The organism is Neorhizobium fuzhouense, from assembly GCF_042611105.1.
GTDB lineage: Bacteria > Pseudomonadota > Alphaproteobacteria > Rhizobiales > Rhizobiaceae > Neorhizobium > Neorhizobium galegae_A.
In genome coordinates, this window is the sequence record NZ_JBHFFP010000001.1 from 26,335 (window position 1) to 48,311 (window position 21,977).

At 62.6% G+C, this 21,977-nt stretch carries 23 protein-coding genes; 14 read left to right on the forward strand and 9 right to left on the reverse strand.

Features of this window, described 5'->3' with window-relative positions:
* Nucleotides 1–190: 190 nt before the first annotated feature.
* The 3 genes from ACEXP3_RS00140 to ACEXP3_RS00150 all read left to right on the forward strand — a co-directional run bounded on the left by ACEXP3_RS00140 (nucleotide 191) and on the right by ACEXP3_RS00150 (nucleotide 1,040).
* Nucleotides 191–448, forward strand: coding sequence for a YjhX family toxin (locus ACEXP3_RS00140; RefSeq protein ID WP_377295468.1), 258 nt, complete (start codon nucleotides 191–193; stop codon nucleotides 446–448).
* 81 nt (nucleotides 449–529) lie between these two features.
* Entirely contained in the window at nucleotides 530–838 is a 309-nt protein-coding gene (locus ACEXP3_RS00145) for a BrnT family toxin (RefSeq protein WP_377295469.1), read from the forward strand.
* Nucleotides 819–1,040, forward strand: a complete 222-nt coding sequence (locus tag ACEXP3_RS00150; protein WP_377295470.1) for a BrnA antitoxin family protein — start codon at nucleotides 819–821, stop codon at nucleotides 1,038–1,040. The genes ACEXP3_RS00145 and ACEXP3_RS00150 overlap by 20 nt, the downstream gene beginning before the upstream one ends.
* A gap of 45 nt (nucleotides 1,041–1,085) precedes the next feature.
* Here the strand turns inward: ACEXP3_RS00150 and ACEXP3_RS00155 are convergent, their stop codons facing one another.
* From ACEXP3_RS00155 to ACEXP3_RS00170, 4 genes are all read right to left on the reverse strand, one after another.
* Nucleotides 1,086–1,577, reverse strand: coding sequence for a GNAT family N-acetyltransferase (locus tag ACEXP3_RS00155; protein ID WP_377295471.1), 492 nt, complete (start codon nucleotides 1,575–1,577; stop codon nucleotides 1,086–1,088).
* The gene (gene gatA, locus ACEXP3_RS00160; RefSeq protein ID WP_377295472.1) at nucleotides 1,571–3,052 is read right to left on the reverse strand and encodes an Asp-tRNA(Asn)/Glu-tRNA(Gln) amidotransferase subunit GatA; all 1,482 of its coding nucleotides are present in this window, start codon (nucleotides 3,050–3,052) and stop codon (nucleotides 1,571–1,573) included. Before gatA ends, ACEXP3_RS00155 begins: the two co-directional genes overlap by 7 nt.
* Before the next feature lie 61 nt (nucleotides 3,053–3,113).
* On the reverse strand, nucleotides 3,114–3,401 hold the full coding sequence (gene gatC, locus ACEXP3_RS00165; RefSeq protein WP_210102810.1) for an Asp-tRNA(Asn)/Glu-tRNA(Gln) amidotransferase subunit GatC: 288 nt from the start codon (nucleotides 3,399–3,401) through the stop codon (nucleotides 3,114–3,116).
* 160 nt (nucleotides 3,402–3,561) lie between these two features.
* Entirely contained in the window at nucleotides 3,562–4,266 is a 705-nt protein-coding gene (locus tag ACEXP3_RS00170; protein WP_377295473.1) for a metal-dependent hydrolase, read from the reverse strand.
* Nucleotides 4,267–4,456: 190 nt separating this feature from the next.
* Between ACEXP3_RS00170 and ruvX the strand changes: the two genes are divergently transcribed.
* Nucleotides 4,457–4,942: a Holliday junction resolvase RuvX gene (ruvX, locus tag ACEXP3_RS00175; protein WP_377295474.1), complete on the forward strand. Its 486-nt coding sequence runs from the start codon at nucleotides 4,457–4,459 to the stop codon at nucleotides 4,940–4,942.
* Here the strand turns inward: ruvX and ACEXP3_RS00180 are convergent.
* From ACEXP3_RS00180 to ACEXP3_RS00190, 3 genes are all read right to left on the reverse strand, one after another.
* Nucleotides 4,888–5,211: a DUF6105 family protein gene (locus ACEXP3_RS00180; RefSeq protein ID WP_377295475.1), complete on the reverse strand. Its 324-nt coding sequence runs from the start codon at nucleotides 5,209–5,211 to the stop codon at nucleotides 4,888–4,890. The genes ruvX and ACEXP3_RS00180 overlap by 55 nt on opposite strands.
* Nucleotides 5,208–5,393 (reverse strand): hypothetical protein, encoded by a 186-nt coding sequence (locus tag ACEXP3_RS00185; protein WP_377295476.1) that lies wholly within the window; start codon nucleotides 5,391–5,393, stop codon nucleotides 5,208–5,210. The genes ACEXP3_RS00180 and ACEXP3_RS00185 overlap by 4 nt, the downstream gene beginning before the upstream one ends.
* Before the next feature lie 143 nt (nucleotides 5,394–5,536).
* A complete protein-coding gene (locus ACEXP3_RS00190) occupies nucleotides 5,537–7,189 on the reverse strand; it encodes an acyl-CoA dehydrogenase family protein (protein WP_210102814.1) in 1,653 nt (550 codons plus the stop codon).
* Nucleotides 7,190–7,313: 124 nt separating this feature from the next.
* On the opposite strand from ACEXP3_RS00190, the gene ACEXP3_RS00195 reads away from it, so the two are divergent.
* The 4 genes from ACEXP3_RS00195 to dprA are packed head-to-tail and all read left to right on the forward strand — an operon-like array spanning nucleotide 7,314 to nucleotide 11,359.
* A complete protein-coding gene (locus tag ACEXP3_RS00195; protein ID WP_377295477.1) occupies nucleotides 7,314–8,270 on the forward strand; it encodes an aspartate carbamoyltransferase catalytic subunit in 957 nt (318 codons plus the stop codon).
* A complete protein-coding gene (locus ACEXP3_RS00200) occupies nucleotides 8,267–9,559 on the forward strand; it encodes a dihydroorotase (RefSeq protein ID WP_377295478.1) in 1,293 nt (430 codons plus the stop codon). The genes ACEXP3_RS00195 and ACEXP3_RS00200 overlap by 4 nt, the downstream gene beginning before the upstream one ends.
* Nucleotides 9,560–9,571: 12 nt before the next feature.
* Nucleotides 9,572–10,201 carry a glycerol-3-phosphate 1-O-acyltransferase PlsY gene (plsY, locus tag ACEXP3_RS00205; RefSeq protein ID WP_377295479.1) on the forward strand — a complete coding sequence of 210 codons (630 nt, stop codon included), beginning with the start codon at nucleotides 9,572–9,574 and terminating at the stop codon, nucleotides 10,199–10,201.
* Nucleotides 10,202–10,207: 6 nt separating this feature from the next.
* On the forward strand, nucleotides 10,208–11,359 hold the full coding sequence (dprA, locus tag ACEXP3_RS00210) for a DNA-processing protein DprA (protein WP_377295480.1): 1,152 nt from the start codon (nucleotides 10,208–10,210) through the stop codon (nucleotides 11,357–11,359).
* On the opposite strand, the gene ACEXP3_RS00215 is transcribed toward dprA, so the two are convergent.
* Nucleotides 11,339–11,542 (reverse strand): hypothetical protein, encoded by a 204-nt coding sequence (locus tag ACEXP3_RS00215; protein ID WP_210102818.1) that lies wholly within the window; start codon nucleotides 11,540–11,542, stop codon nucleotides 11,339–11,341. The two genes, dprA and ACEXP3_RS00215, sit on opposite strands and share 21 nt — an antisense overlap.
* A gap of 245 nt (nucleotides 11,543–11,787) precedes the next feature.
* Here ACEXP3_RS00215 and topA point away from each other — a divergent pair, with 245 nt between their 5' ends.
* The 6 genes from topA (at nucleotide 11,788) to rpmG (ending at nucleotide 19,601) form a co-directional block, all read left to right on the forward strand.
* A complete protein-coding gene (gene topA / locus ACEXP3_RS00220; RefSeq protein ID WP_377295481.1) occupies nucleotides 11,788–14,493 on the forward strand; it encodes a type I DNA topoisomerase in 2,706 nt (901 codons plus the stop codon).
* Entirely contained in the window at nucleotides 14,490–16,853 is a 2,364-nt protein-coding gene (gene rnr, locus ACEXP3_RS00225) for a ribonuclease R (RefSeq protein WP_377295482.1), read from the forward strand. Before topA ends, rnr begins: the two co-directional genes overlap by 4 nt.
* Nucleotides 16,854–16,960: 107 nt before the next feature.
* A complete protein-coding gene (locus ACEXP3_RS00230) occupies nucleotides 16,961–17,431 on the forward strand; it encodes a DUF983 domain-containing protein (protein WP_377295483.1) in 471 nt (156 codons plus the stop codon).
* Nucleotides 17,428–18,123 (forward strand): NUDIX hydrolase, encoded by a 696-nt coding sequence (locus ACEXP3_RS00235; protein ID WP_377295484.1) that lies wholly within the window; start codon nucleotides 17,428–17,430, stop codon nucleotides 18,121–18,123. The genes ACEXP3_RS00230 and ACEXP3_RS00235 overlap by 4 nt, the downstream gene beginning before the upstream one ends.
* Nucleotides 18,124–18,155: 32 nt before the next feature.
* Nucleotides 18,156–19,340, forward strand: coding sequence for an MFS transporter (locus ACEXP3_RS00240; RefSeq protein WP_377295485.1), 1,185 nt, complete (start codon nucleotides 18,156–18,158; stop codon nucleotides 19,338–19,340).
* Nucleotides 19,341–19,433: 93 nt separating this feature from the next.
* Nucleotides 19,434–19,601: a 50S ribosomal protein L33 gene (gene rpmG / locus ACEXP3_RS00245; protein ID WP_015915679.1), complete on the forward strand. Its 168-nt coding sequence runs from the start codon at nucleotides 19,434–19,436 to the stop codon at nucleotides 19,599–19,601.
* Between the two features lie 997 nt (nucleotides 19,602–20,598).
* Here rpmG and ACEXP3_RS00250 read toward each other — a convergent pair.
* Nucleotides 20,599–21,966: a PleD family two-component system response regulator gene (locus tag ACEXP3_RS00250; RefSeq protein WP_377295486.1), complete on the reverse strand. Its 1,368-nt coding sequence runs from the start codon at nucleotides 21,964–21,966 to the stop codon at nucleotides 20,599–20,601.
* Nucleotides 21,967–21,977 lie beyond the last annotated feature (11 nt).

The window sequence follows — 21,977 nt, forward strand, 5'->3', positions numbered from 1 at the left end:
GGCAGCTTTCCCGGTAAATCTTAACAGTCAGCAGGAGTTTTGATGTTCAATTCGTCCGAGTCCCGGCACGGGGCAGCCTGAGAAGCCCTCTTCTCACGGCCGCCCGATGAAAACACCACGCCCCGGCGCAAGCCTTGCGTCCGGACCTGTTTTCTTGCGTCCCCAAGGGGACCTGTCGGACTTCACGACCATGGATATTTCCCGCGCCGAACAGCGCATTCTCCACCTGCTCGCCCAGGGCGGCAGGATCGACCTTATCCGCAATGACAACCGGAAGATCGAGGCGCTGCGGCTCATCACCCGCGAAGGCTGGGTCTTCTACGGGCTCGACCTCGAAACCTTCCGCAAGCTGAAGCATAAGAAGGCCGTCTCATCGCGCAACGGCCAGCCCTACCGCATCACCGAGCGCGGTCTGTTTCTGGTGCGCGCGCAGCAGGACAATTGCTGAACCGGAGGCCGGCGCCGGACACGTCCGCGCGCCGGTCTTCACCCGCCTTGCGAACAAGCCGCCGTGTCGTTACATTTGACAATGCATTTTGAATGGGACGAGGCCAAGAACGCGGCAAACTTGCGCAAGCACGGGCTTTCCTTCGAGGAGGCGCGGCTGATTTTCGACGGGCCTGTGCTCACGGTGCAGGATCGCCGCCAGGACTACGGCGAAGATCGTTTCATAACGCTTGGTGCCATCGCCGGATTGATCGTCGTCGTCGCCGTCCACACGGATCGCCACGGCATCACGCGGCTCATCTCGGCCAGACTTGCAAACAGGAAGGAACGGATACGCTACCATGTCCATATCACCGCAGAGACTGAAAGCCTTGGCGGACCGGACCGATGACCGGATCGACTACAGCGACATTCCCGAACTGGACGATGCCTTCTTCGAAACGGCACGTCTGGTGCAGCCATCGCAGAAGACACAGATCACCATGCGGCTGGATGCCGAGGTGCTGGACTGGTTTCGGGCGCAGGGAAAGGGATACCAGACCCGCATGAACGCGGTGCTGAAGGCCTATATGCTGACGCACGGAAAGCGCTGAAGCGCGGTTAACAGGTACCCCGGTTTTAACGACCAAGCGCCACCGCTACCCCAGCCCCTTCTCCATATGCACTTTCTCGAGCTCCGTCCCGGCGCTTTTGGAAAACTCCATGCCCCTCCAGACGATGCGAAAGCCCAGCCGCTCATAAAGCCGGATCGCGCCGGAATTGCTGGCATGGGTGTGGATGGTGACGCGGGAAATGCCTTGCCGGATCATCCGCTGCAGCAGGGTGTCGATCAGCGCCCGGCCGATCCCCTTGCTCTGATGCTGCGGATGCACCCACAGGTCGGAAATGTGGTTCTTATCGCCGTTCAACGCCGCCCAGCCGACGATCTGTCCGTCGAAGGCGGCGACCGTAATCCGGTCCGGCGCCTCCGCCGGAAAGGCATCGAAGGCGCATTTCACATGAGCAATGAGAGTCTCGTCCGGCCGGCCGGCATGCCAGGCGTCGCTGCTCATCCACGCGGCAAAGCCGATCTCTGCGACCGCCTGATGGTCGGCGGTCGCCATGTCACGAATGGTGAGGCCCGTTACCACCACACCTTCGGCGAAAACGTGCCCGCCGCCTGTTCGATGACATGCGCCGTCTTGAACAGCGTTTCCTCTTCAAACGGCTTGCCGATCAGCTGCAGGCCAAGCGGCAGTCCCTTGTGGTCAAGCCCCGCCGGAACCGAAAGCCCGGGAAGGCCCGCCATGTTGACGGTGATGGTAAAGACGTCCTGCAGGTACATTTTCACCGGATCGGCGGCCAGTTCCTTGTCGCCGATGGCAAAGGCCGAAGACGGCGTGATCGGCGCGAGGATGGCATCGACGCCGGCATGGAACACGGTTTCGAAGTCGCGCTTGATCAGCGTGCGCACCTTCTGAGCCTTCAGGTAATAGGCGTCGTAATAGCCGGCCGACAGCACATAGGTGCCGATCATGATGCGGCGTTTCACTTCCTTGCCGAAGCCGGCTGCACGGGTCTTCTCATACATGTCGGCAATATCGCGGCCCTCGACGCGCAGGCCGTAACGCACGCCGTCATAGCGAGCAAGGTTGGACGAGGCTTCGGCCGGTGCCACGATGTAATAGGCCGGCAGCGCGTATTTGGTGTGCGGCAGAGAGATGTCGACGATTTCGGCACCGGCCTCCTTCAGCCAGGCCATGCCCTGCGCCCACAGCTTTTCGATCTCTTCCGGCATGCCCTCGACGCGGTACTCCTTCGGAATGCCGATCTTCATGCCCTTCAGCGACTGGCCGAGCGCTGCCTCATAGTCCGGCACCGGCAGATCGACGCTGGTGGAATCCTTGAGATCGACGCTCGCCATGGATTTCAGCAGGATGGCCGCGTCGCGCACGTCGCGGGCGATCGGGCCTGCCTGGTCGAGCGAGGAGGCAAAGGCGGCAATGCCCCAGCGCGAGCAGCGGCCATAGGTGGGCTTGATGCCGACGGTGGCGGTAAAGGCGGCCGGCTGGCGAATGGAGCCGCCGGTATCGGTGGCGGTCGCGCCGGCGCAGAGGCGGGCGGCAACGGCTGCGGCCGATCCGCCGGACGAACCGCCCGGCACCAGCTTCTCGTCGGAGCCTTCGGCCTTCCACGGATTGACCACCGGACCGTAATAGGAGCTTTCGTTGGACGAGCCCATGGCGAACTCGTCCATGTTGAGCTTGCCGAGCAGCACGGCACCGGCGTTCCACAGGTTCTGCGTCACGGTCGATTCGTATTTCGGCTTGAAGCCATCGAGAATGTGGCTGGCAGCCTGCGTGTGGATACCTTCGGTGGCAAAGAGGTCCTTCACGCCAAGCGGAATGCCCTCCAGCGCACCGCCCTTGCCGGCTGCAAGGCGCTCGTCAGAAGCCTTGGCCATGGCAAGCGCCGTGTCGGGCGTCACGGCCACATAGGCGTTCAACGCGCCATTGGCCGCATCGATGGCGGACAGATAGCTCTCGGTCAGCTCGACGGCGGAAATGGCGCGGCTCTTCAGTCTGTCGCGGGCATCGGCAATGGTAAGGCTGGTCAGGTCGGTCATGATGTTCTCAAGGCTCGTTCGGGTGCGGATCGGGGCTGGAGCGTCGCTTCAAAGAGAGCGCTTACTCGACAACCTTGGGCACGAGGAAGAAATTCTGGTCGGTCGCCGGCGCATTTGCCACCACGGCAGCGGCCTTGTCGCCATCGGTCACCGCATCGCTGCGCTCTCTCATGCGGATCGGCGTTACCGACGTCATCGGTTCGACATCGGACACATCCACTTCCGACAGCTGTTCGACGAAACCGAGAATGCCGTTCAGTTCCCCCATCATGCGCTCGGCCTCCTCTTCGGTGACGGCGATGCGGGAGAGGCGCGCGACGCGCTTGACGGTTGCTAGGTCGACGGACATGCATTTTCTCCGGATGGAATTTCACTCCCGCTATAATGGCCCGCTCCGGCCTTCGCAACGGGTTTGGCCGCATCACGACCATTCGGACACGCAGAAACGGAAAAGGCGGCCGCAGGCCCTCGACCCGCAACCGCCTTCGACAGTCGTCTTCTGACAAAAATCAGAACGACAGCGTCGTGCCGACCTTCGGCGCTTCGACGCGCGTCTTCAGGCCTTCCATGCCCTTCACGAACTTTTCCGGCGTCTGGTCGATGATCGGGAAAGTGCCGTAATGGCAGGGAATGGCATGCTTGAAATCGAAGAAACGCTGGCAGGCAAGGGCAGCCACGGCACCACCCATGGTGAAGCGATCACCGATCGGCACGAGGCCGATATCGGGCTGGTGCAATTCGTTGACCAGGCCCATGTCGGTGAAGATGTCGGTGTCGCCCATGTGAAGCAGCGAGGGCTCACCTTCAAAGTGCAGCATCAGGCCGTTGGCACTGCCGAGCGCATGCGACACGCCGTCTTCGGTAATCTGCGCCGAGGAATGCAGTGCCTGGGTAAAGGTCGCGGTGAAACCGCCAAAACCGACGGTGCCGCCGGTATTGCCCATCTCGATCTTCTTGACGCCCCTGGAGCCGAGCCAGGCGGCAAGATCGGCATTGGCCAGCACCACGGCACCGGTGTCTGCGGCCAGAGCGATCGTATCGCCCACATGGTCGCCATGGCCGTGGGTCAGAAGAATATGCGTTACGCCGTCGGCCACATCCTTGCGGTCGAGGTCGGCGAAGGAGGCATTGCCAGTGAGGAAGGGATCGATGAGGATTTTGGCATCCTGGATTTCGATCTTGAAGGCGGAATGGCCAAGCCATGTGATCTTCATGAAAAACTCCTCTTTCTGCTAAAATGAAACTTGGGCTGGGAAAGCCGGACTTTACGACAGGGGACGCTGCGGTTACGCATCGCGCCGGCGATCGGATCTCAACGAACCACGCCCAAGGGTTAGCACATAGGGTTCCCCGGTGTTAATGGAAAGCAGCGCCCGGGCATTTCCGGCACGCGAAGGAGACACCATGGCAGCACTGACCATCGAGGAACTGGCAGAGATCCTGCAGCCGGGACAGGCCGTGGCCGGTCTCGACCTCGGCACCAAGACCATCGGCCTTGCCATGTCGGATCTCGGCCGGCGCTTTGCCTCGCCGCGTCCGGTCCTCAAGCGGGTGAAGTTCACGCAGGATGCGTTGACCCTTCTTGCCTTTGCCGAAAAGGAAAAGGTCGCGGCCTTCATCATCGGCCTGCCGACCAATATGGACGGATCGTCAGGCCCGCGCGTCCAGGCCACGCGCGCCTTCGTGCGCGCCATGGGAGAAAAGACCGACATTCCCTTCGTCTACTGGGACGAGCGGCTGTCGACGGTTGCCGCCGAACGGGCGCTCCTGGAAATGGATGTGTCGCGGGCCAAGCGCAAGGAGCGCATCGATTCGGCGGCCGCAAGCTTCATTCTTCAGGGGGCTCTCGACAGGCTGTCGTCGCTCGCCACGGCTGCGACCGAAAGCTGACGCGCCCACCACCAGGCGGCAATCTGCTTACGCTTGCGGAAGGCAACGATCGACAGCACGATCAGGCTGTCGACGGCAATGGCGCGTGCCACCAGCGGCGGCAGGTTTTCCGGCGGAATGCCGAGCACATTGCCATAGATCTGGAACACCAGGTCATGGGTCTGGCGCGTCAGCATGAAGAAGCCAAAACTCATGTCGTAGTAGGACAGGCCGTACCAGGCGCCCAGCAGCAGCACGGGCCCGGCCCAGAGGATGAGAAACCACTTCATGCGGCCTGCCCTTTCATCGGGAAATCATGCGGTGCGAGGTTTTCGGCAATGACCAGCGCCCACCGGATCGCCGCCATCAGCGTCAGCACCAGCGCCGGAACGGCAATGTCGAGCGCCAGCGTGGCAAAAAATGCCAGCGACACCAGAAGCAGGCAGGCATTGTATAGACGGTTGGCGGCCAAGGGCGTCACGCTCGCGGATGGTTAACAATCTGTTAACGCCACTTTAGCCCTCACCGCCGCCCACGCAACGCAAACCCCGCGACATGGTTAATCGCGGGGCGAAGACTGTGGACAAGACGGGTTTTGCCTGACCGGTGAAACAGTCAGCTGGCAGCGGGATAAAGCAGATCAACGATGTAGGAGGCATCGAAGCGCGAATCGAGCATGCCATAAGTGGCGCGCCATCCGCCGGCGAGACGCGTTTCCAAAAACGCATCGGCAATCTTGCCGGCACCGAGGCGAAACAGTTCGGCAGCACCCGCCGCCAGCGCCAGTTGCTCGACCAGAAGGCGCGAGGCGCCCTCGTCGCGTTCGGCAAGCGCCATGGCAGCGCGCAACACGTCGGTGGTCTTTCGTCCGCTCGGCCCCAGGTCGCGCTCGATGCCGGCAAGAACCAGATCGAACAGATCCTTGCCGCGCCCGAGAACGCGCAGCACATCGAGCGCCATCACATTGCCCGACCCTTCCCAGATGGCATTGACCGGGGCCTCGCGGTAATGGCGCGCCAACGGGCGTTCTTCCACGTAACCGTTGCCGCCGAGGCACTCCATCGCCTCGTAGATCAGCGAAGGGGCGATCTTGCAGGTCCAGTATTTGATGACGGGCGTCATCACGCGGGCATAGGCCGCATCGGTCGGGTTGCTGCCGGCCTTGTCGAAGGCTTCCGCCAGCCGATAGGACAGCGCCGTCGCGGCCGCCACGTCGAGCGCCATGTCGGCCAGCACCCGCGTCATCAGCGGCTGGTCGATGAGGTTCTTGCCGAACACCGAGCGTCCCCGGCAGTGATGCACGGCTTCCGCGAGAGACGCACGCATGATGCCGGACGAGGCCAGCGCGCAATCGAGGCGCGTCAGCGTCACCATGTCGAGAATGGTGCGCACGCCGCCGCCCGCTTCGCCGAGCAGATAGCCGAAGGCATCGGTGAACTCGACTTCCGACGAGGCGTTGGAGCGGTTGCCGAGCTTGTCCTTCAGCCGCTGGAACTGCAGGCCATTGGCGGTGCCGTCTTCCAGAAGGCGCGGCACCAGGAAGCAGCCGATGCCCTCATTGGTCTTGGCCAGCATGATGAAGCCGTCGCTCATCGGCGCCGACATGAACCATTTGTGGCCGGAGAGCCGGTAGACGCCCTCGCCCACCCGTTCGGCGGTGGAGCGGTTGGCGCGTACATCGGTGCCGCCCTGCTTTTCCGTCATGCCCATGCCGATGGTGATGGCATTCTTCTGCATGGCCGGGCGGTTGGACGAATCATACTTGCGCGACAGGATGCGCGGCGCCCATTCCTTGTGAACCCGGGGCGAGGCCATCATCGCAGCGACCGAGGCGCTCGTCATGGTGAGAGGGCACAGATGCCCGCATTCGAGCTGAGCGGTCAGGTAGAATCGGGCGGCGCGCGCGCGGTGCTGGGCATTGCGCGATTCGGGCGCGTTTTCCCAGATCGAGGAATTGAGCCCGCTCGCCATCGAGCGACGCATCAGCGCGTGCCAGGCCGGATGGTATTCCACCATATCCAGCCGCTCGCCGCGCGGGCCGTGCGTCTTGAGCTTCGGCGGGCTTTCATTGGCCATGCGGGCCAGTTCCTGCGCCTCCGGCGAGGTGACGTAACGGCCGAGCACGTCGAACTCTTCGCGCACAGCGCGGTGCAACCCGGCCGTCAGATCCACCATCAGCGGATCCGTGCGATAGGCATTGATACCGGACCAGAGGCTCGGCTGGTTCAGCTCGGATAAGGTGTCGTCGGTCCGGGTCATCTGATTCATGAGGGTGCTTCTAATCGAATTTTCGGCAAATTGCATGGGGATCGGAATTTCTGGTCGCCTGCTCCGCTTGCTCCCCGCGCACTCGTTCTCTATAGACCGCGGGAAACCAGCGGAGGACAATTTCGTGGTCTTCTTTCCCCACCGCCATCTCCTCGGGATCAAGGGCCTGACCGAGCAGGACATTACGTTCCTTCTCGACAAGGCAGACGAGGCGGTCAAGATCAGCCGGCAAAGAGAAAAGAAAACCTCGACGCTGCGCGGTCTGACCCAGATCAATCTCTTCTTCGAAGCCTCGACCCGCACACAATCGTCTTTTGAACTGGCAGGCAAGCGTCTTGGCGCCGATGTGATGAACATGTCGGTCGGAAACTCGTCGGTCAAGAAGGGCGAGACGCTGATCGATACGGCCATGACGCTGAACGCCATGCGCCCGGATGTGCTCGTCGTGCGCCATTCCTCGGCGGGCGCCGCAGCGCTTCTCGCGCAAAAAGTCGCCTGCTCGGTGGTGAACGCCGGCGATGGCCAGCACGAGCACCCGACGCAGGCGCTGCTCGATGCGCTCACCATTCGCCGCGCCAAGGGCAAGCTGTCGCGCATCATCGTCGCCATCTGCGGCGACGTGCTACATTCGCGCGTTGCCCGCTCCAACATCCTGCTTTTGAACGCCATGGGTGCTCGCGTGCGCGTCGTTGCCCCGTCCACGCTTCTGCCCTCGGGCATTGCGCAGATGGGCGTCGAAGTCTTCCATTCGATGGAAGAGGGGTTGAAGGATGCCGATGTGGTGATGATGCTGCGCCTGCAGCGCGAGCGCATGTCCGGTTCCTTCGTGCCGTCGGTGCGCGAATATTTCCACTTCTACGGGCTTGATGCCGAAAAGCTGAAGGCCGCCAAGGAGGATGCGCTCGTGATGCATCCGGGCCCGATGAACCGCGGCGTCGAAATCGCCTCGGAAGTCGCCGATGGCCCGCAGAGCGTCATTGAAAGCCAGGTCGAAATGGGCGTTGCCGTGCGCATGGCCGTGATGGAAACGCTGCTGGTCTCTGAAAACCAGGGTCCGCGCAGCGAGGGATGGAGCGCATGAATACTCCGCTTGTCTTGAAGAATGCCCGCATCGTCGATCCCTCTCGCAACCTCGATGAGACCGGCACCATTATTGTCGGCGCCGATGGCGTGATCCTTGCCGCCGGTCGCGATGCGCAGAACCAGGGCGTGCCAGACGGCGCAACCGTGCGCGATTGCGGCGGCCTCATCGCCGTGCCCGGCCTCGTCGATGCCCGCGTCTTCGTTGGCGAGCCCGGCGCCGAGCATCGCGAAACCATCGAATCGGCCAGCCGCGCGGCAGCTGCCGGCGGCGTCACCAGCTTCATCATGATGCCCGATACCGATCCGGTGCTGGATGACATCGCGCTCATCGAATTCGTCAAGAAGACGGCGCGTGACAAGGCGCTGGTCAATGTTCACCCGGCAGCCGCCCTGACCCGCGGCCTGAAGGGTGAGGAAATGACCGAGATCGGGCTTCTTGCCGAAGCCGGTGCCATTGCCTTCACCAATGGCCGCCATTGCCTTGCCGATACGCAGGTGCTGCGCCGCGCCATGACCTATGCCCGCGAATTCGGTGCCGTTGTCTCGCTCGAAGCCCGCGACCCCTATCTTGCCGTCAACGGCGTGATGAACGAGGGCCTCTATGCCAGCTGGCTCGGCCTCTCCGGCGCGCCGAAGGAAGCCGAGCTTCTTCCGCTCGAACGGGATCTGCGCATCGCACAGCTGACCGGTGCCGATTATCATGCGGCAAAGATTTCCGTGCCCGAATCGGCAGAGGCCATGCGGCTTGCCCGCAAGCGTGGCGCAAACGCCACCTGCGCCATCTCGATCAACCATCTGTCGCTCAACGAAAACGACATCGGCGAATACCGCAGCTTCTTCAAGCTGTCGCCGCCGCTGCGCACCGAAGACGATCGCCAGGCCATGGTCGATGCGCTCGCCGATGGCACGATCGATATCATCGTTTCCTCACACGATCCGCAGGACGTCGATACCAAGCGGCTGCCGTTTGCCGATGCCGCCGATGGTGCCATCGGGCTTGAAACCATGCTGGCGGCGGCCCTTCGGCTGCACCACGCCGGCCGGGTGCCGCTGATGCGGCTGATCCATGCGCTGTCGACGCGCCCCGCCGAAATTTTTGGCCTGCCCGCGGGCACGCTGAAGCCGGGGGCGAAAGCCGATATCACGCTGATCGATCTCGATGAGCCGTGGCTCGTCTCCAAGGACACCATCATCTCGCGGTCGAAGAACACGCCATTCGAGGATGCGCGCTTCAGCGGCCGGGCTGTCGCGACCTATGTCGCCGGCCGGCTCGTCCATTCGCTTTAAGAGGGCGCCACCATGACCGATCTTTTCACCTGGCAGATCACGGCGCCGATTGCGCTGGCAGCCCTTGCCTTCGGCTACCTGCTCGGCTCCATTCCGTTCGGCCTGATCCTCACGAAGGCGGCCGGCCTTGGCGATATCCGCGCCATCGGGTCGGGCAATATCGGTGCGACCAATGTGCTGCGCACCGGCAACAAGAAGCTGGCTGCCGCAACGCTTCTGCTCGATGCCTTGAAGGCAACGGCGGCCGCCTTGATCGTCTCGGCCTATTTCGGGCCGGAGCTTGGCCGGGAAGCAGGCGTCCTTGCCGGCTTTGCCGCCTTCCTCGGCCACCTCTTCCCCGTCTGGCTCGGCTTCAAGGGTGGCAAGGGCGTCGCGACCTATATTGGCACGCTGCTCGGCGTAGCACCTGCCATGGTGCTGGTCTTTGCCTTCGTCTGGCTGACGATCGCAAAACTCAGCCGCTATTCGTCGCTTGCCGCACTGGTTGCAACGCTTGTCATTCCGGTTGCATTGTGGATAGTGGGCGAACAGAAGATTGCCGTGATCATGGCCGTGATGACACTGATTTCCTACTGGAAGCACAAGGCCAATATCGAGCGTCTGATCAACGGCACCGAGAGCAAGATCGGCCAGAAGGGATAGACATTCATGCCATCCGACAGCGCAAGACGAAAGGGAGTTGCGCTATCGGACAAGCAGAGGATCGCCTGGCTGAGGCTGATCCGCAGCGACAATGTCGGCCCGTCCACCTTCCGCGACCTGATCAACCATTTCGGTTCGGCGGAAGCTGCCCTTGCGGCACTGCCGGAGCTTTCAAGGCGCGGTGGTGCCGCCCGCGCCATCCGCATTGCCTCGGTGGAAGACGCCGAGCGTGAACTGGACCGCGCCCGCGCCTTCGGCGCCCGCCTTGTGGGCATCGGCGAGCCGGATTATCCGGCAGCACTTCGCCAGATCGATGGCGCCCCGCCGCTTCTCGCCATGAAAGGCAACCGGACGCCCGCCTCTCCGCCCTCCGTCGGCATTGTCGGCTCGCGCAACGCCTCGATCAACGGAGTGAAGTTTGCAAGCCTGATTGCCCGCGATTGCGGCCGCGCCGGCTATGTCATCACCTCCGGTCTTGCCCGCGGCATCGATACGGCAGCGCACCGCGCAAGCCTGGAGACGGGCACGATTGCCGTCCTCGCCGGCGGGCTCGACAAACCCTATCCACCGGAAAATGTTGGCCTGCTGGATGAGATCACCTCCGGCAACGGCCTGGCGATCAGCGAAATGCCCTTCGGCTGGGAACCCCGCGCGCGCGATTTCCCGCGCCGCAACCGTCTCATTGCCGGCGTTTCGCTGGGTGTGGTCGTAATCGAAGCGGCGGAGCGTTCCGGCTCGCTGATCACCGCGCGCCTTGCCGGCGATTTCGGTCGCCTTGTCTTTGCCGTACCCGGCTCGCCGCTCGATCCGCGCTGCCATGGCACCAACGGGTTGCTGAAACAGGGCGCCATCGTTACCACCGGGTCCGCCGACGTCATCGATGCGCTGGCGCCGCTGTCGCAACTGGATCTACTCGACCAGCCGGTGATCGAGGAACCGGGCGGAGAGCGCCCGCCCGGCGACATGCTGCCCCCTGATGACAGCGACCGCGAGCGTATCGCCTCGGCACTCGGGCCGACGCCAGTGGAAATCGACGATATCATCCGACACACGGGACTTGCCCCGGCCACCGTCTATCTGGTTCTCCTGGAACTGGATCTCGCCGGTCGCCTGCACCGGCATGTCGGCGGGCTCGTCTCACTGGCCATGATGGATTGACAGACGACGGCGGCCCTGCTGCAGGTCCCCCGCCTCAACATAGGCCATCTCGATCAGGTAGCAGAGCATATCGGCGCCTTCTTCATGGGCGACGCGGTGCAACTCGCCCAGCATCTGGCGAATATATGCGATCTTGGCGCGGCTCTGATCATTGCTGCTGAAATCGCCTCTCTCTGAAACCATCGTCCCACCCACGCTTCGGGCAAAGATTTCCATCTTTGCGTGTATTTAACAAACAACACCCGCAAATCTACATTGTTTATTCTTGATTGCAATACTGATTATAGCTTGTAATGGTTGCAATGTCGCAGTGCATAAAATCAGGCCACCCTCTTGACCGCGAGGCAAACGCCCTCCATGTCGGGAGGTCAGTTTCCCGGCGAAGGCGTTGAGTGACACCGCCGTTTTGCCCGCTTCAGAGAACAAAGATGAATGTTGTAGTTGTAGAATCTCCGGCCAAGGCCAAGACGATCAACAAGTATCTTGGCCCCGGCTACAAGGTTCTCGCTTCGTTTGGCCACGTGCGCGATCTGCCCGCCAAGGACGGATCGGTGCTTCCCGACCAGGATTTTGAAATGTCCTGGGAGGTCGATGCCGCGTCGGCCAAGCGCATGAAGGATATTGCCGATGCCGTGAAAGGCTCCGACGGCCTCTTTCTCGCAACCGACCCGGATCGCGAAGGGGAAGCGATTTCCTGGCATGTGCTGGATCTGTTGAAGAAGAAGAAGGTGATCGGCGACAAGCCGGTCAAGCGCGTCGTCTTCAACGCCATCACCAAGAAGGCCGTGCTGGACGCCATGGCCAACCCACGCGACATCGACACGCCGCTGGTGGATGCCTATCTTGCCCGCCGCGCGCTCGATTATCTCGTCGGTTTCAACCTGTCGCCGGTTCTGTGGCGCAAGCTGCCCGGCGCGCGTTCCGCCGGCCGCGTGCAGTCGGTGGCGCTGCGTCTCGTCTGCGACCGCGAAAGCGAGATCGAGCGCTTCGTGCCGGAAGAATACTGGAACATTTCCGCCCTCCTGAAGACCCCGCGCGGCGACCAGTTCGAAGCTCGCCTCGTCTCGGCCGACGGAAAGCGCGTGCAGGCCCGGGGCATCAAGAACGGCGAGGATGCCGGTCGCATCAAGGCCATGCTCGAGGGTGCCGCCTATACGGTCGATACCGTCGAGGCAAAGCCGGTCAAGCGCAATCCCGGCCCGCCCTTCACCACCTCGACGCTGCAGCAGGCGGCCTCCTCCAATCTCGGCTTCTCCGCTTCGCGCACCATGCAGGTGGCGCAGCGTCTTTATGAAGGTGTCGATATCGGCGGCGAAACCGTCGGTCTCATCACCTATATGCGTACCGACGGCGTGCAGATGGCGCCGGAAGCGATCGATGCGGCGCGCCGCGCCATTGGCGACCAGTTCGGCGCGCGCTACCTGCCGGAAAAGGCCCGCTTCTATTCCACCAAGGCCAAGAACGCCCAGGAAGCCCACGAAGCCATCCGCCCGACCGATTTCAACCGCTCGCCGGACAAGGTGCGCCGCTATCTCGACGCCGACCAGCTGCGCCTTTACGAACTGGTGTGGAAGCGCGGCATCGCGAGCCAGATGGCGTCGGCCGAAATCGAACGCACCACCGTCGAGATCCTGGCCGAGAACGCCGGTGATCGCGCTGGCCTTCGCGCCGTCGGCTCCGTCGTGCGTTTCGATGGTTTTCTGGCCGCCTATGTCGACCAACGCGAGGAGGGCGAAGGGGGCGATGACGATGAGGACGGCCGTCTGCCGGAAATCAACGCCCGCGAAAAGCTCGACAAGAACAAGGTGAATTCCAGCCAGCACTTCACCGAACCGCCGCCGCGCTATTCGGAAGCCTCGCTGATCAAGAAGATGGAAGAGCTCGGCATCGGCCGCCCTTCCACCTATGCCGCCACGCTGAAGACGCTGAGCGACCGCGAATATATCGTCATCGACAAGCGCAAGCTGGTGCCGCATTCCAAGGGCCGGCTGGTGACGGCCTTCCTCGAGAACTTCTTCACGAAGTATGTGGAATATGATTTCACCGCCGACCTCGAAGCCAAACTCGACCAGATTTCGGCCGGCGAGCTGAACTGGAAACAGGTTCTACGCGAATTCTGGAACGACTTCTTCGCCCAGATCGAGGACACCAAGGAGTTGCGCGTCACCAATGTGCTTGATGCGTTGAACGAGGCTCTGGCGCCTCTGGTGTTTCCGAAGCGCGACGACGGGTCCGATCCGCGCATCTGCCAGGTCTGCGGCACCGGAAACCTGTCGCTGAAGCTTGGCAAATACGGCGCCTTCGTCGGCTGCTCCAACTATCCGGAGTGCAACTATACCCGCCAGCTGTCGTCGGACGGCAACGAGGCGGAAGCGTCGGGTCTTAACGAACCGAAGGCGCTCGGCGCCGATCCGATGACGGGCGAGGAACTGACGCTGCGCTCGGGCCGCTTCGGGCCCTATATCCAGCGCGGTGACGGCAAGGAGGCCAAGCGCTCATCGCTGCCGCGCGGCTGGAAGCCGGAGGATATCGATCACGAAAAGGCACTTGCCCTCATCAACCTGCCGCGTGACGTCGGCCAGCATCCGGAAACGGCCAAGATGATTTCCGCAGGCCTTGGCCGCTATGGGCCTTTCCTGCTGCATGACGGCGCTTACGCAAATCTCGAAAGCATCGAGGACGTGTTCTCGATCGGGCTTAATCGCGCCGTCACCGTCATTGCCGAAAAGCAGTCGAAGGGCGGCGGCCGTGGCCGGACGGCCGCAGCGCTGAAGGAACTGGGCGAGCATCCGAGCGGCGGCGCCATCACCGTGCGCGAGGGCAAATACGGCCCCTACGTCAACTGGGGCAAGGTCAACGCGACCCTTCCCAAGGGCCGGGATCCGCAGGCCGTCACCGTTGAAGATGCGCTGGCCATGATCACCGAAAAGGCCGGCAAGGCGCCGGCGGCCAAGGGCAAGGCGAAGAAGCCCTCCGCCAAGGCCGCCGCCTCTGCCGAGGGTGCCGAGAGCGCGCCCAAGGCCCGCAAGCCGGCCGCCAAGGCTGCAACGAAGACGGCGACCAAGGCCGCACCGAAGACGAAAGCAGCCGCCAAACCGAAGGCGGCCCCCAAGGCAAAGAAGACAGGCACGTGACGAGAGAACCGCGCGAAGGCAAACGCATCAAGGCCGGTGGCCGAACCCTTTCCCTTCGTGCGGAGAAATCCGCGCCAACCGAGCGGGCGACCATCATCCAGGGCGTCGTGCCGCCGCGCGACGTGCTTCTGGAATTCATCGCCGATAATCCGGACCGCGCCTCCAAGCGCGAGATCGCCAAGGCCTTTGGCCTGAAGGGCGAGACACGCGTCGAGCTGAAGGACGTGCTGCGCGATCTCGAGGACGAAGGTCTTCTGCAGAAAAGCCGCAAGACGCTAACGCGCCCTGGCGCGCTGCCGCCGATGACCGTGCTCGACATCACCACCCGCGACAAGGATGGCGATCTCATCGCCCGTCCCACCGATTGGCCGGAAGAGGCAGGCGTTGCCCCTGCCGTGCTGATCCGCCAGTCGTCGGACGCCCGCAGTAAAAGCAAGGCACCGGCTGCCGGCCTTGGCGACCGCGTGCTGGCGAAGATTTTTCCGAACAAGGATCGCGCCGGTCCGGCCTATACGGCCCGGGTGGTCAAAGTCATCGACAAGCGCCGCAATGCCGGCCTTGGCGTCATCCGCCTGATGCCGGAGGGTGGCGCGCGCCTGATGCCGATCGACCGGCGCGGCGAGGAAATGCAGATTGCCGCCAGTGACCTCGGCGATGCGAAAGACGGTGACCTGATCGAAGCCGATGTACTGACCGGCGCCCGCTTCGGCCTGCCGCGGGCCAAGGTGCTTTCGGTCGTCGGTTCGGTGGCGAGCGAAAAGGCGATCTCGATGATCGCCATCTATTCGCACGGCATTCCCCACATCTTTCCGCAGGCGGTGATGGATGAGGCAGACGCTGCAAAGCCTGCCAGCATGGCGCATCGCGAGGACTGGCGCCACGTGCCGCTCGTCACCATCGACCCCGCCGATGCCAAGGACCATGATGACGCGGTTTATGCCGAACCAGACCCATCACCCGACAATGAAGGCGGCGTCATCGTCACAGTCGCCATTGCCGATGTCGCCTATTATATCCGCACCGGCTCGCCCATCGACCGCGAGGCGCTGAAGCGCGGCAATTCGGTCTACTTCCCCGACCGCGTCGTGCCCATGCTGCCGGAGCGTATCTCTAACGATCTTTGTTCGCTGCGCGAAGGCGAAGACCGCCCGGCACTTGCCGTGCGTATGGTGTTTTCCAAGGATGGCCGCAAGGCAAGCCACACCTTCCACCGCGTGATGATGAAGAGTGCCGCAAAGCTCTCCTACCAGCAGGCACAGGCCGCCATCGACGGGAAGCCCGACGACAAGAGCGGCCCGCTTCTGGAGCCCATCCTGAAGCCGCTGTGGAGCGCCTACGAGATCATGAAGCGCGGCCGCGACCGTCGCCAGCCGCTCGAGCTTGATATGCCCGAGCGCAAGATCAAGCTGAAGCCGGATGGCACGGTCGACACCGTCATCATTCCCGAACGCCTCGATGCCCACAAGCTGATCGAGGAAATGATGATCCAGGCCAATGTCTGCGCCGCCGAAACGCTGGAAAAGAAACGCCAGCCGCTCGTCTACCGCATCCACGATGCGCCGACCCTCTCCAAGCAGGAAGTGCTGCGCGAGTTTCTGGCAACGCTTGGCATTCCCATGGCCAAGGGCGGCCAGATGCGCTCCAACTCGTTCAACGGCATCTTGGCGAAAGCGCAGGATACGCCGCACCAGATCATGGTCAACGAGATGGTGCTGCGCAGCCAGAGCCAGGCCGTCTACAGCCCCGACAATATCGGCCATTTCGGCCTCAACCTGATGAAATACGCCCATTTCACCTCGCCGATCCGCCGTTACGCCGATCTTATCGTGCATCGGGCACTGGTCGGTTCCCTCGGCCTCGGCGAAGGCGGCATCACGCCGGAACAGGAAGCCCAGCTCGAGGATATCGCCGCTGAAATTTCCACCTTCGAACGCCGCGCCATGGCCGCCGAGCGCGACACCATCAACCGGCTGATCGCACATCACCTGGCAGAACGCGTCGGCCAGTCCTTCGAGGGCCGCGTCTCGGGTGTCACCAAGGCGGGACTGTTTGTCGCACTGCCCACCTATGGCGCCGATGGTTTCGTACCCATATCTACGCTGGGCACCGATTATTTCCATTATGACGAAAGCCGTCAGGCGCTGATCGGCGACAGAACGGCCCTTGGCTTCCAGCTGGGCGATACGGTGGACGTGAAGCTGGTGGAAGCCATTCCGCTCGCCGGCGCGCTGCGGTTCGAAATGCTGAGCGAGGGCCAGAAGATGGGCGTCGCCACGCGGTCCTTCCACAAGTCGGGCCGCAAGCCCGGCCAACGCACCGGCAGAACGCCCGGAACGCGTCCGCCACGCCGCGGACGTTAAGGCATTTCGAAGTTGCCTGTGGCACTCTGCCGGCGCCGGAATGCGAAAAGCACATCAAGGACAGGGCGAGCGCCGCACGTCGGCGCATTGGCCCGGGAGAACGCGACATGACAGGTCACCAGGCATCCGCACCTCAGGCGCAAAAGCCGATCCTGCACTATGGCGAGGCCGAACGCCCCGAGCGTCCGCTCGGCCGCTCGATCTGGCGCGGCCTCTGCTGCACCTGCCCGGCCTGCGGCGAGGGAAAACTGTTTCGCGGCTTCGTCAAGCCGGTGGATCGCTGCGCCGCCTGTGGCGAGGATCTGCACCACCAGCGCTCCGACGACCTGCCGCCCTATCTCGTCATCTTCCTCATCGGCCACGTCACCATCGGCGGCTTCATGATGACGGACATGGTCTGGCAATTGTCGATGTGGACGCATCTTGCCATCTGGACGCCGATCACCATCGCGACAGCGCTTTTGTCGATGCAGCCGATCAAGGGCGGCGTCATTGGCCTGCAATGGGCCTTGCGCATGCACGGCTTCGGCAACGAGGACGAGACCTTTGATCCCGGCCGCGGTGGCCCTCTCGAATGAGCAAGCCCGACGGGCCCGAAACGACGGCGTCCGGGCCAAAACCCCGGCCGGGCCTTCGCCCGCGTCCCTCCGCCTCGCTGATCCTGATCGACCGTGCGGCGTCAACCCCGCGCATTTTGGTCGGGCGGCGCGGCAGCGGCCACGCCTTCATGCCGGATGTGTACGTCTTTCCCGGCGGGCGGCGTGATCCACGCGATTTCATCCTCCCCTTTTTCCGCGATCTTGCGCCGGCGGTTCTCCAGAAACTGCAGGCGGGACCTTCCGCTCCCCAGTCAACGGCCGGCGCCCGTGCGCTCGCCCTTGCCGCCGCACGCGAGCTTCACGAGGAAACCGGACTGACGCTCGGCCACCCGGATACCGTGGCAGAACGCGGCGTCGATCTCTCCAGCCTGCGCTACCTTGCCCGCGCCGTCACGCCACCCGGTGCCGTCAGGCGTTTCGACAACCGGTTCTTTGCCACATTTATCGACGAAGCTGAGATTGATCTTTCCCGATTGCGGGAAAGCGACGAGCTCAGCGACTTCCGCTGGCTCGATCTTTGCGACCTCCGGGCGGTGAAACTTCCGGAAATCGTTCTCGCCGTAGCCGATGACTTAAAAAAATCACTTGAGTCCGGCCGCTGTTTGCCGTTTGGAAGCGATGTGCAGGTATACACCAGTCGCAACGGCGCGTTTCTCCGGAGTCGGTTGTAAGAACGATGGATATTCATACGAAGGATCGTCAGATGTCCCAGGCGGCAGGTGGCCGTGATGACCACCCCGAAGAGATCCACTGGCCGTCCCTCGTCGCTGCCATTTCCGCCATCAGTGCGGTCGGCATCGCCATTGGCCTCGGGCTTCCGCTCCTCAGCATCATTCTCGAAAAGCGCGGCATCTCGTCCACGCTGATCGGGCTCAACTCGGCCATGGCCGGTGTTGCGGCCATGATTGCAGCCCCCATTACCACCCGCCTTGCCCATGAGTTCGGCGTGGCCCGCACCATGCTGTGGGCGGTGGTACTGTCGGCCATCAGCGCGCTCGGCTTCTATTATGCCAGCGCCTTCTGGATGTGGTTTCCGCTGCGCCTCGTCTTCCACGGCGCCACCACGACGCTGTTCATCCTGTCGGAATTCTGGATCAATGCGGCGGCACCGCCAAGGCGGCGCGGCCTGGTGCTGGGCATCTACGCGACCGTGCTTGCCATCGGCTTTGCCATGGGGCCGCTGATCTTTTCCGCCATCGGCAGCGAGGGCGTGCTTCCCTTCATCATCGGCGCCTGCGCCATTCTGCTGGCCTTCATTCCGATCTATATCGCGCGGGCCGAAAGCCCGGTTCTCGACGAGAAGCCGCAGAGGCATTTCCTGCGCTATGTCTATCTGGTGCCGATGGCTACCGCTGCCGTCTTCGTCTTCGGGGCCGTCGAAGCCGGTGGCCTGTCGCTGTTTCCGATCTATGCCAGCCGCATGGGCCTTCCCGAATCCAGCGCGGCCCTTCTCCTGACGGTGATGGGCATTGGCAACATGGTCTTCCAGATCCCCTTCGGCATGATTTCCGACCGCCTGAAGGACCGCCGCCCCATGCTCTTCCTGATGGCGCTTGCCGGCCTTGCCGGCGCTCTGGCACTGCCGTCGCTGATGGGCAACTGGTGGCTGATGGCGGGGGTGCTGCTGGTCTGGGGCGGTTGTGTGTCCGGTCTCTACACGGTGGGCCTTGCGCATCTCGGCTCCCGACTCACGGGTGCCGACCTTGCAGCCGCCAATGCGGCCTTCGTTTTCTGCTATGCCATCGGCACGGTTGCCGGCCCGCAGGCGATCGGCGCAGCCATTGATATCAGTGGAAATGACGGCTTTGCCTGGGCCCTGACGGGCTTCTTCGGCCTTTATGTGCTGATATCCGTCGGCCGGATGGCTTTCGGACGAGATGAGGCTTGACTTTTCGGGCGCGATTTGTAGTTTCGCGCCAGATTTGGCCGGGGACCGCGTGAGGCGTCCGCGGCATGATTTTTATTTAGAGGCAGGAAGACCATGGCGAAAGCTACGACCATCAAGATCAAGCTGCTGTCGACGGCCGATACCGGTTTCTTCTACGTCACGACGAAGAACAGCCGTACGATGACCGACAAGATGACCAAGACTAAGTACGACCCGATCGCACGCAAGCATGTCGAGTTCAAGGAAACCAAGATCAAGTAAGCCTGATCTTTTTCCTTTCTTCAAAAAGGCGTGGGTGCCACCGGCTCCCGCGCCTTTTTCGTTTTGATGCCTCTGCGATCACGCCCGCCTCGGCAGTTGATGGAGGTGCGCCCAGCCAGCACGGATCAGCCGCGCACACGCCAATAGCCGCCACTACCGCCCGTCTTGCTTAAGCACCCGCCATAGACCGCAAAGCCCCAGTGGCGCGCGACAGATGGCAGTTGGTGCAAACTGCCTCTCCGAGCCGCCTTACCCTGTGCCGGGCCCGTCCGAAGCCACCGCGACGGTTTCGTCACGGCAGCGTCCATTCCTGCGGCCTTTTCCGATCCGGTTCCCTATGGAGGCAAGCAGCGCACCTGCCGCCCACAGCGCGCCGCGCTGCCTCTCCAATCATCAGGTTTGGACTGCAGCGCCCGTTTCGTCAGAAAATGTCGACAGCAACTGGCGCGTATAAACCGGCTTAATTTTTATCAGTCTGAGGGAAAAGCCTTAGGGGGTCGGTCGGCGCGCAAAGCGGCACGAGGAACCGCGTGACATGCGAACCGACCGACCGACCCCACGACCCAGGAGATGCGGCGGACCTGAGCATCATGGGGTATTTGAGTTTCCGCACCCCCGAAAGAGGCAGAAACAATCTGGCTTGTCCTAGACTTGCCTAATTCAGATTTAAAATCAACCTATTCTTAACCAGCCAACACTTTTCCCCACGACATGGTTAAAAACATCACGGCCATTGCTATATTCAATCTGAATATTGGTAAGTATTATCTTGCCGGTCCTTGCCATCGCAGAGCGGTTCAAAGATCACTGCAGGCTGTAGAAAGCGCTAAAAAGCAAGCAGGGCGGGTTTGGCAACATCAGGAAAAGGTATTCAGAAAATAGAATATCGCTCGACATTCCGCAAACCTGTCTACCCGACGGTTTTTAGTTGTCAAAACCTGATGCACAATAATTTCGCCTGCCCGCCGACAGCGCTGCATTAATTTGAGGCGAATCGCTATGCTGCTGCGGCCACCACGCGATTGCGCCCGCCCGTCTTGGCGGCATAAAGGGCGCGGTCGGCCTGTTTCAGCAATTGCTCGGGCGTCTCGATGCCCTGCAGATTGGTGGCGATGCCGAGCGAAGCGGTGATGGAAAGGCGAAGCCCGGAGCGCTCGAGCACGAAGGGCGCGTTTTCAATGGTCGCGCGCAGGCGCTCGGCAATCGCTGCGGCCGTGATGGCATCCGTATCCGGCATCACCACGACGAACTCCTCGCCGCCATAGCGACAGGCAAGATCGGCCCCGCGCACCGTGGAGCGGACGCGGCGGGCAAACTCGCGCAGAACCTCGTCCCCCACATCATGGCCGTAAGTGTCATTCACCTGCTTGAAGCGATCGATATCGATCATGCAAAGCGAGAGAGCCCGGCTGCGGGCGGCGGCACGGGTAAACATCACCTTCAGCTGGTTGTCGAGGTAGCGGCGGTTGTTGAGGCCGGTGAGCCCGTCGGTGACTGCGAGTTCGATCGTCTGGCGCACATTGGTGCGCAGCCGGTCATTGTAGCGCTTGCGCTTGATCTGTGTCAGCGTGCGGGCCACCAGTTCGTTCGGATCGATCGGCCGCACGATGTAGTCGTTGACGCCGAGATCGAGCGCCCGGACGATCGCGTCCTCGTCGCCGAGGTCCGTCACCAGCAGCAGCGGCAGGAAGCGCGTGCGTTCCAGAAGACGCAGTTGTGCGCACAGCCGCAGCGGGTCGTAATCGTCGCCGGTGCCGTTGATGATCACCATGTCGATGGGATCTTCCGCCGCCTCGAACAGCGCCGCCTGCGGGTCGGACATGGCCGTCACCTCCGCCACCGGCTTCAGCGCCTTGACGATGCGTTCCTGGCTGCTGGCGCGGCTATCGACCAGCAGCACCTGCCCCGGCCCTTCCATCGCGTCCAGCCGCAGCGGTTCTTCCATACCGATGGTGCGGGCGGTTTCGGCCCGAAGGCGCAGCTCGTCGCCCAGCATCTTCAGCCGAACGAGGCTTTTCACCCGCGACACCAGTTGCAGATCGTTGACGGGCTTGGTCAGAAAATCGTCGGCACCGGCCTTCAGCCCCCGCACGCGATCGGCCGGCTGATCCAGAGCCGTCACCATGACGACCGGGATATGGGCGGTGCGCTGGTCGGCTTTCAGCCGCTCGCAGACCTCGAAACCGTTCATGCCGGGCATCATCACGTCGAGAAGGATGATGTCGACATGGGTTGCAAGCGCAATCTCGAGCGCCTTGAAGCCGTCCTGCGCGGTCAACACATCGAAATATTCGGCAAGCAACCTGGCTTCCAGCAGCTTCACGTTCGCCGGTATATCGTCGACCACCAGGATCCGTGCCGTCATCTGTCAAAAGT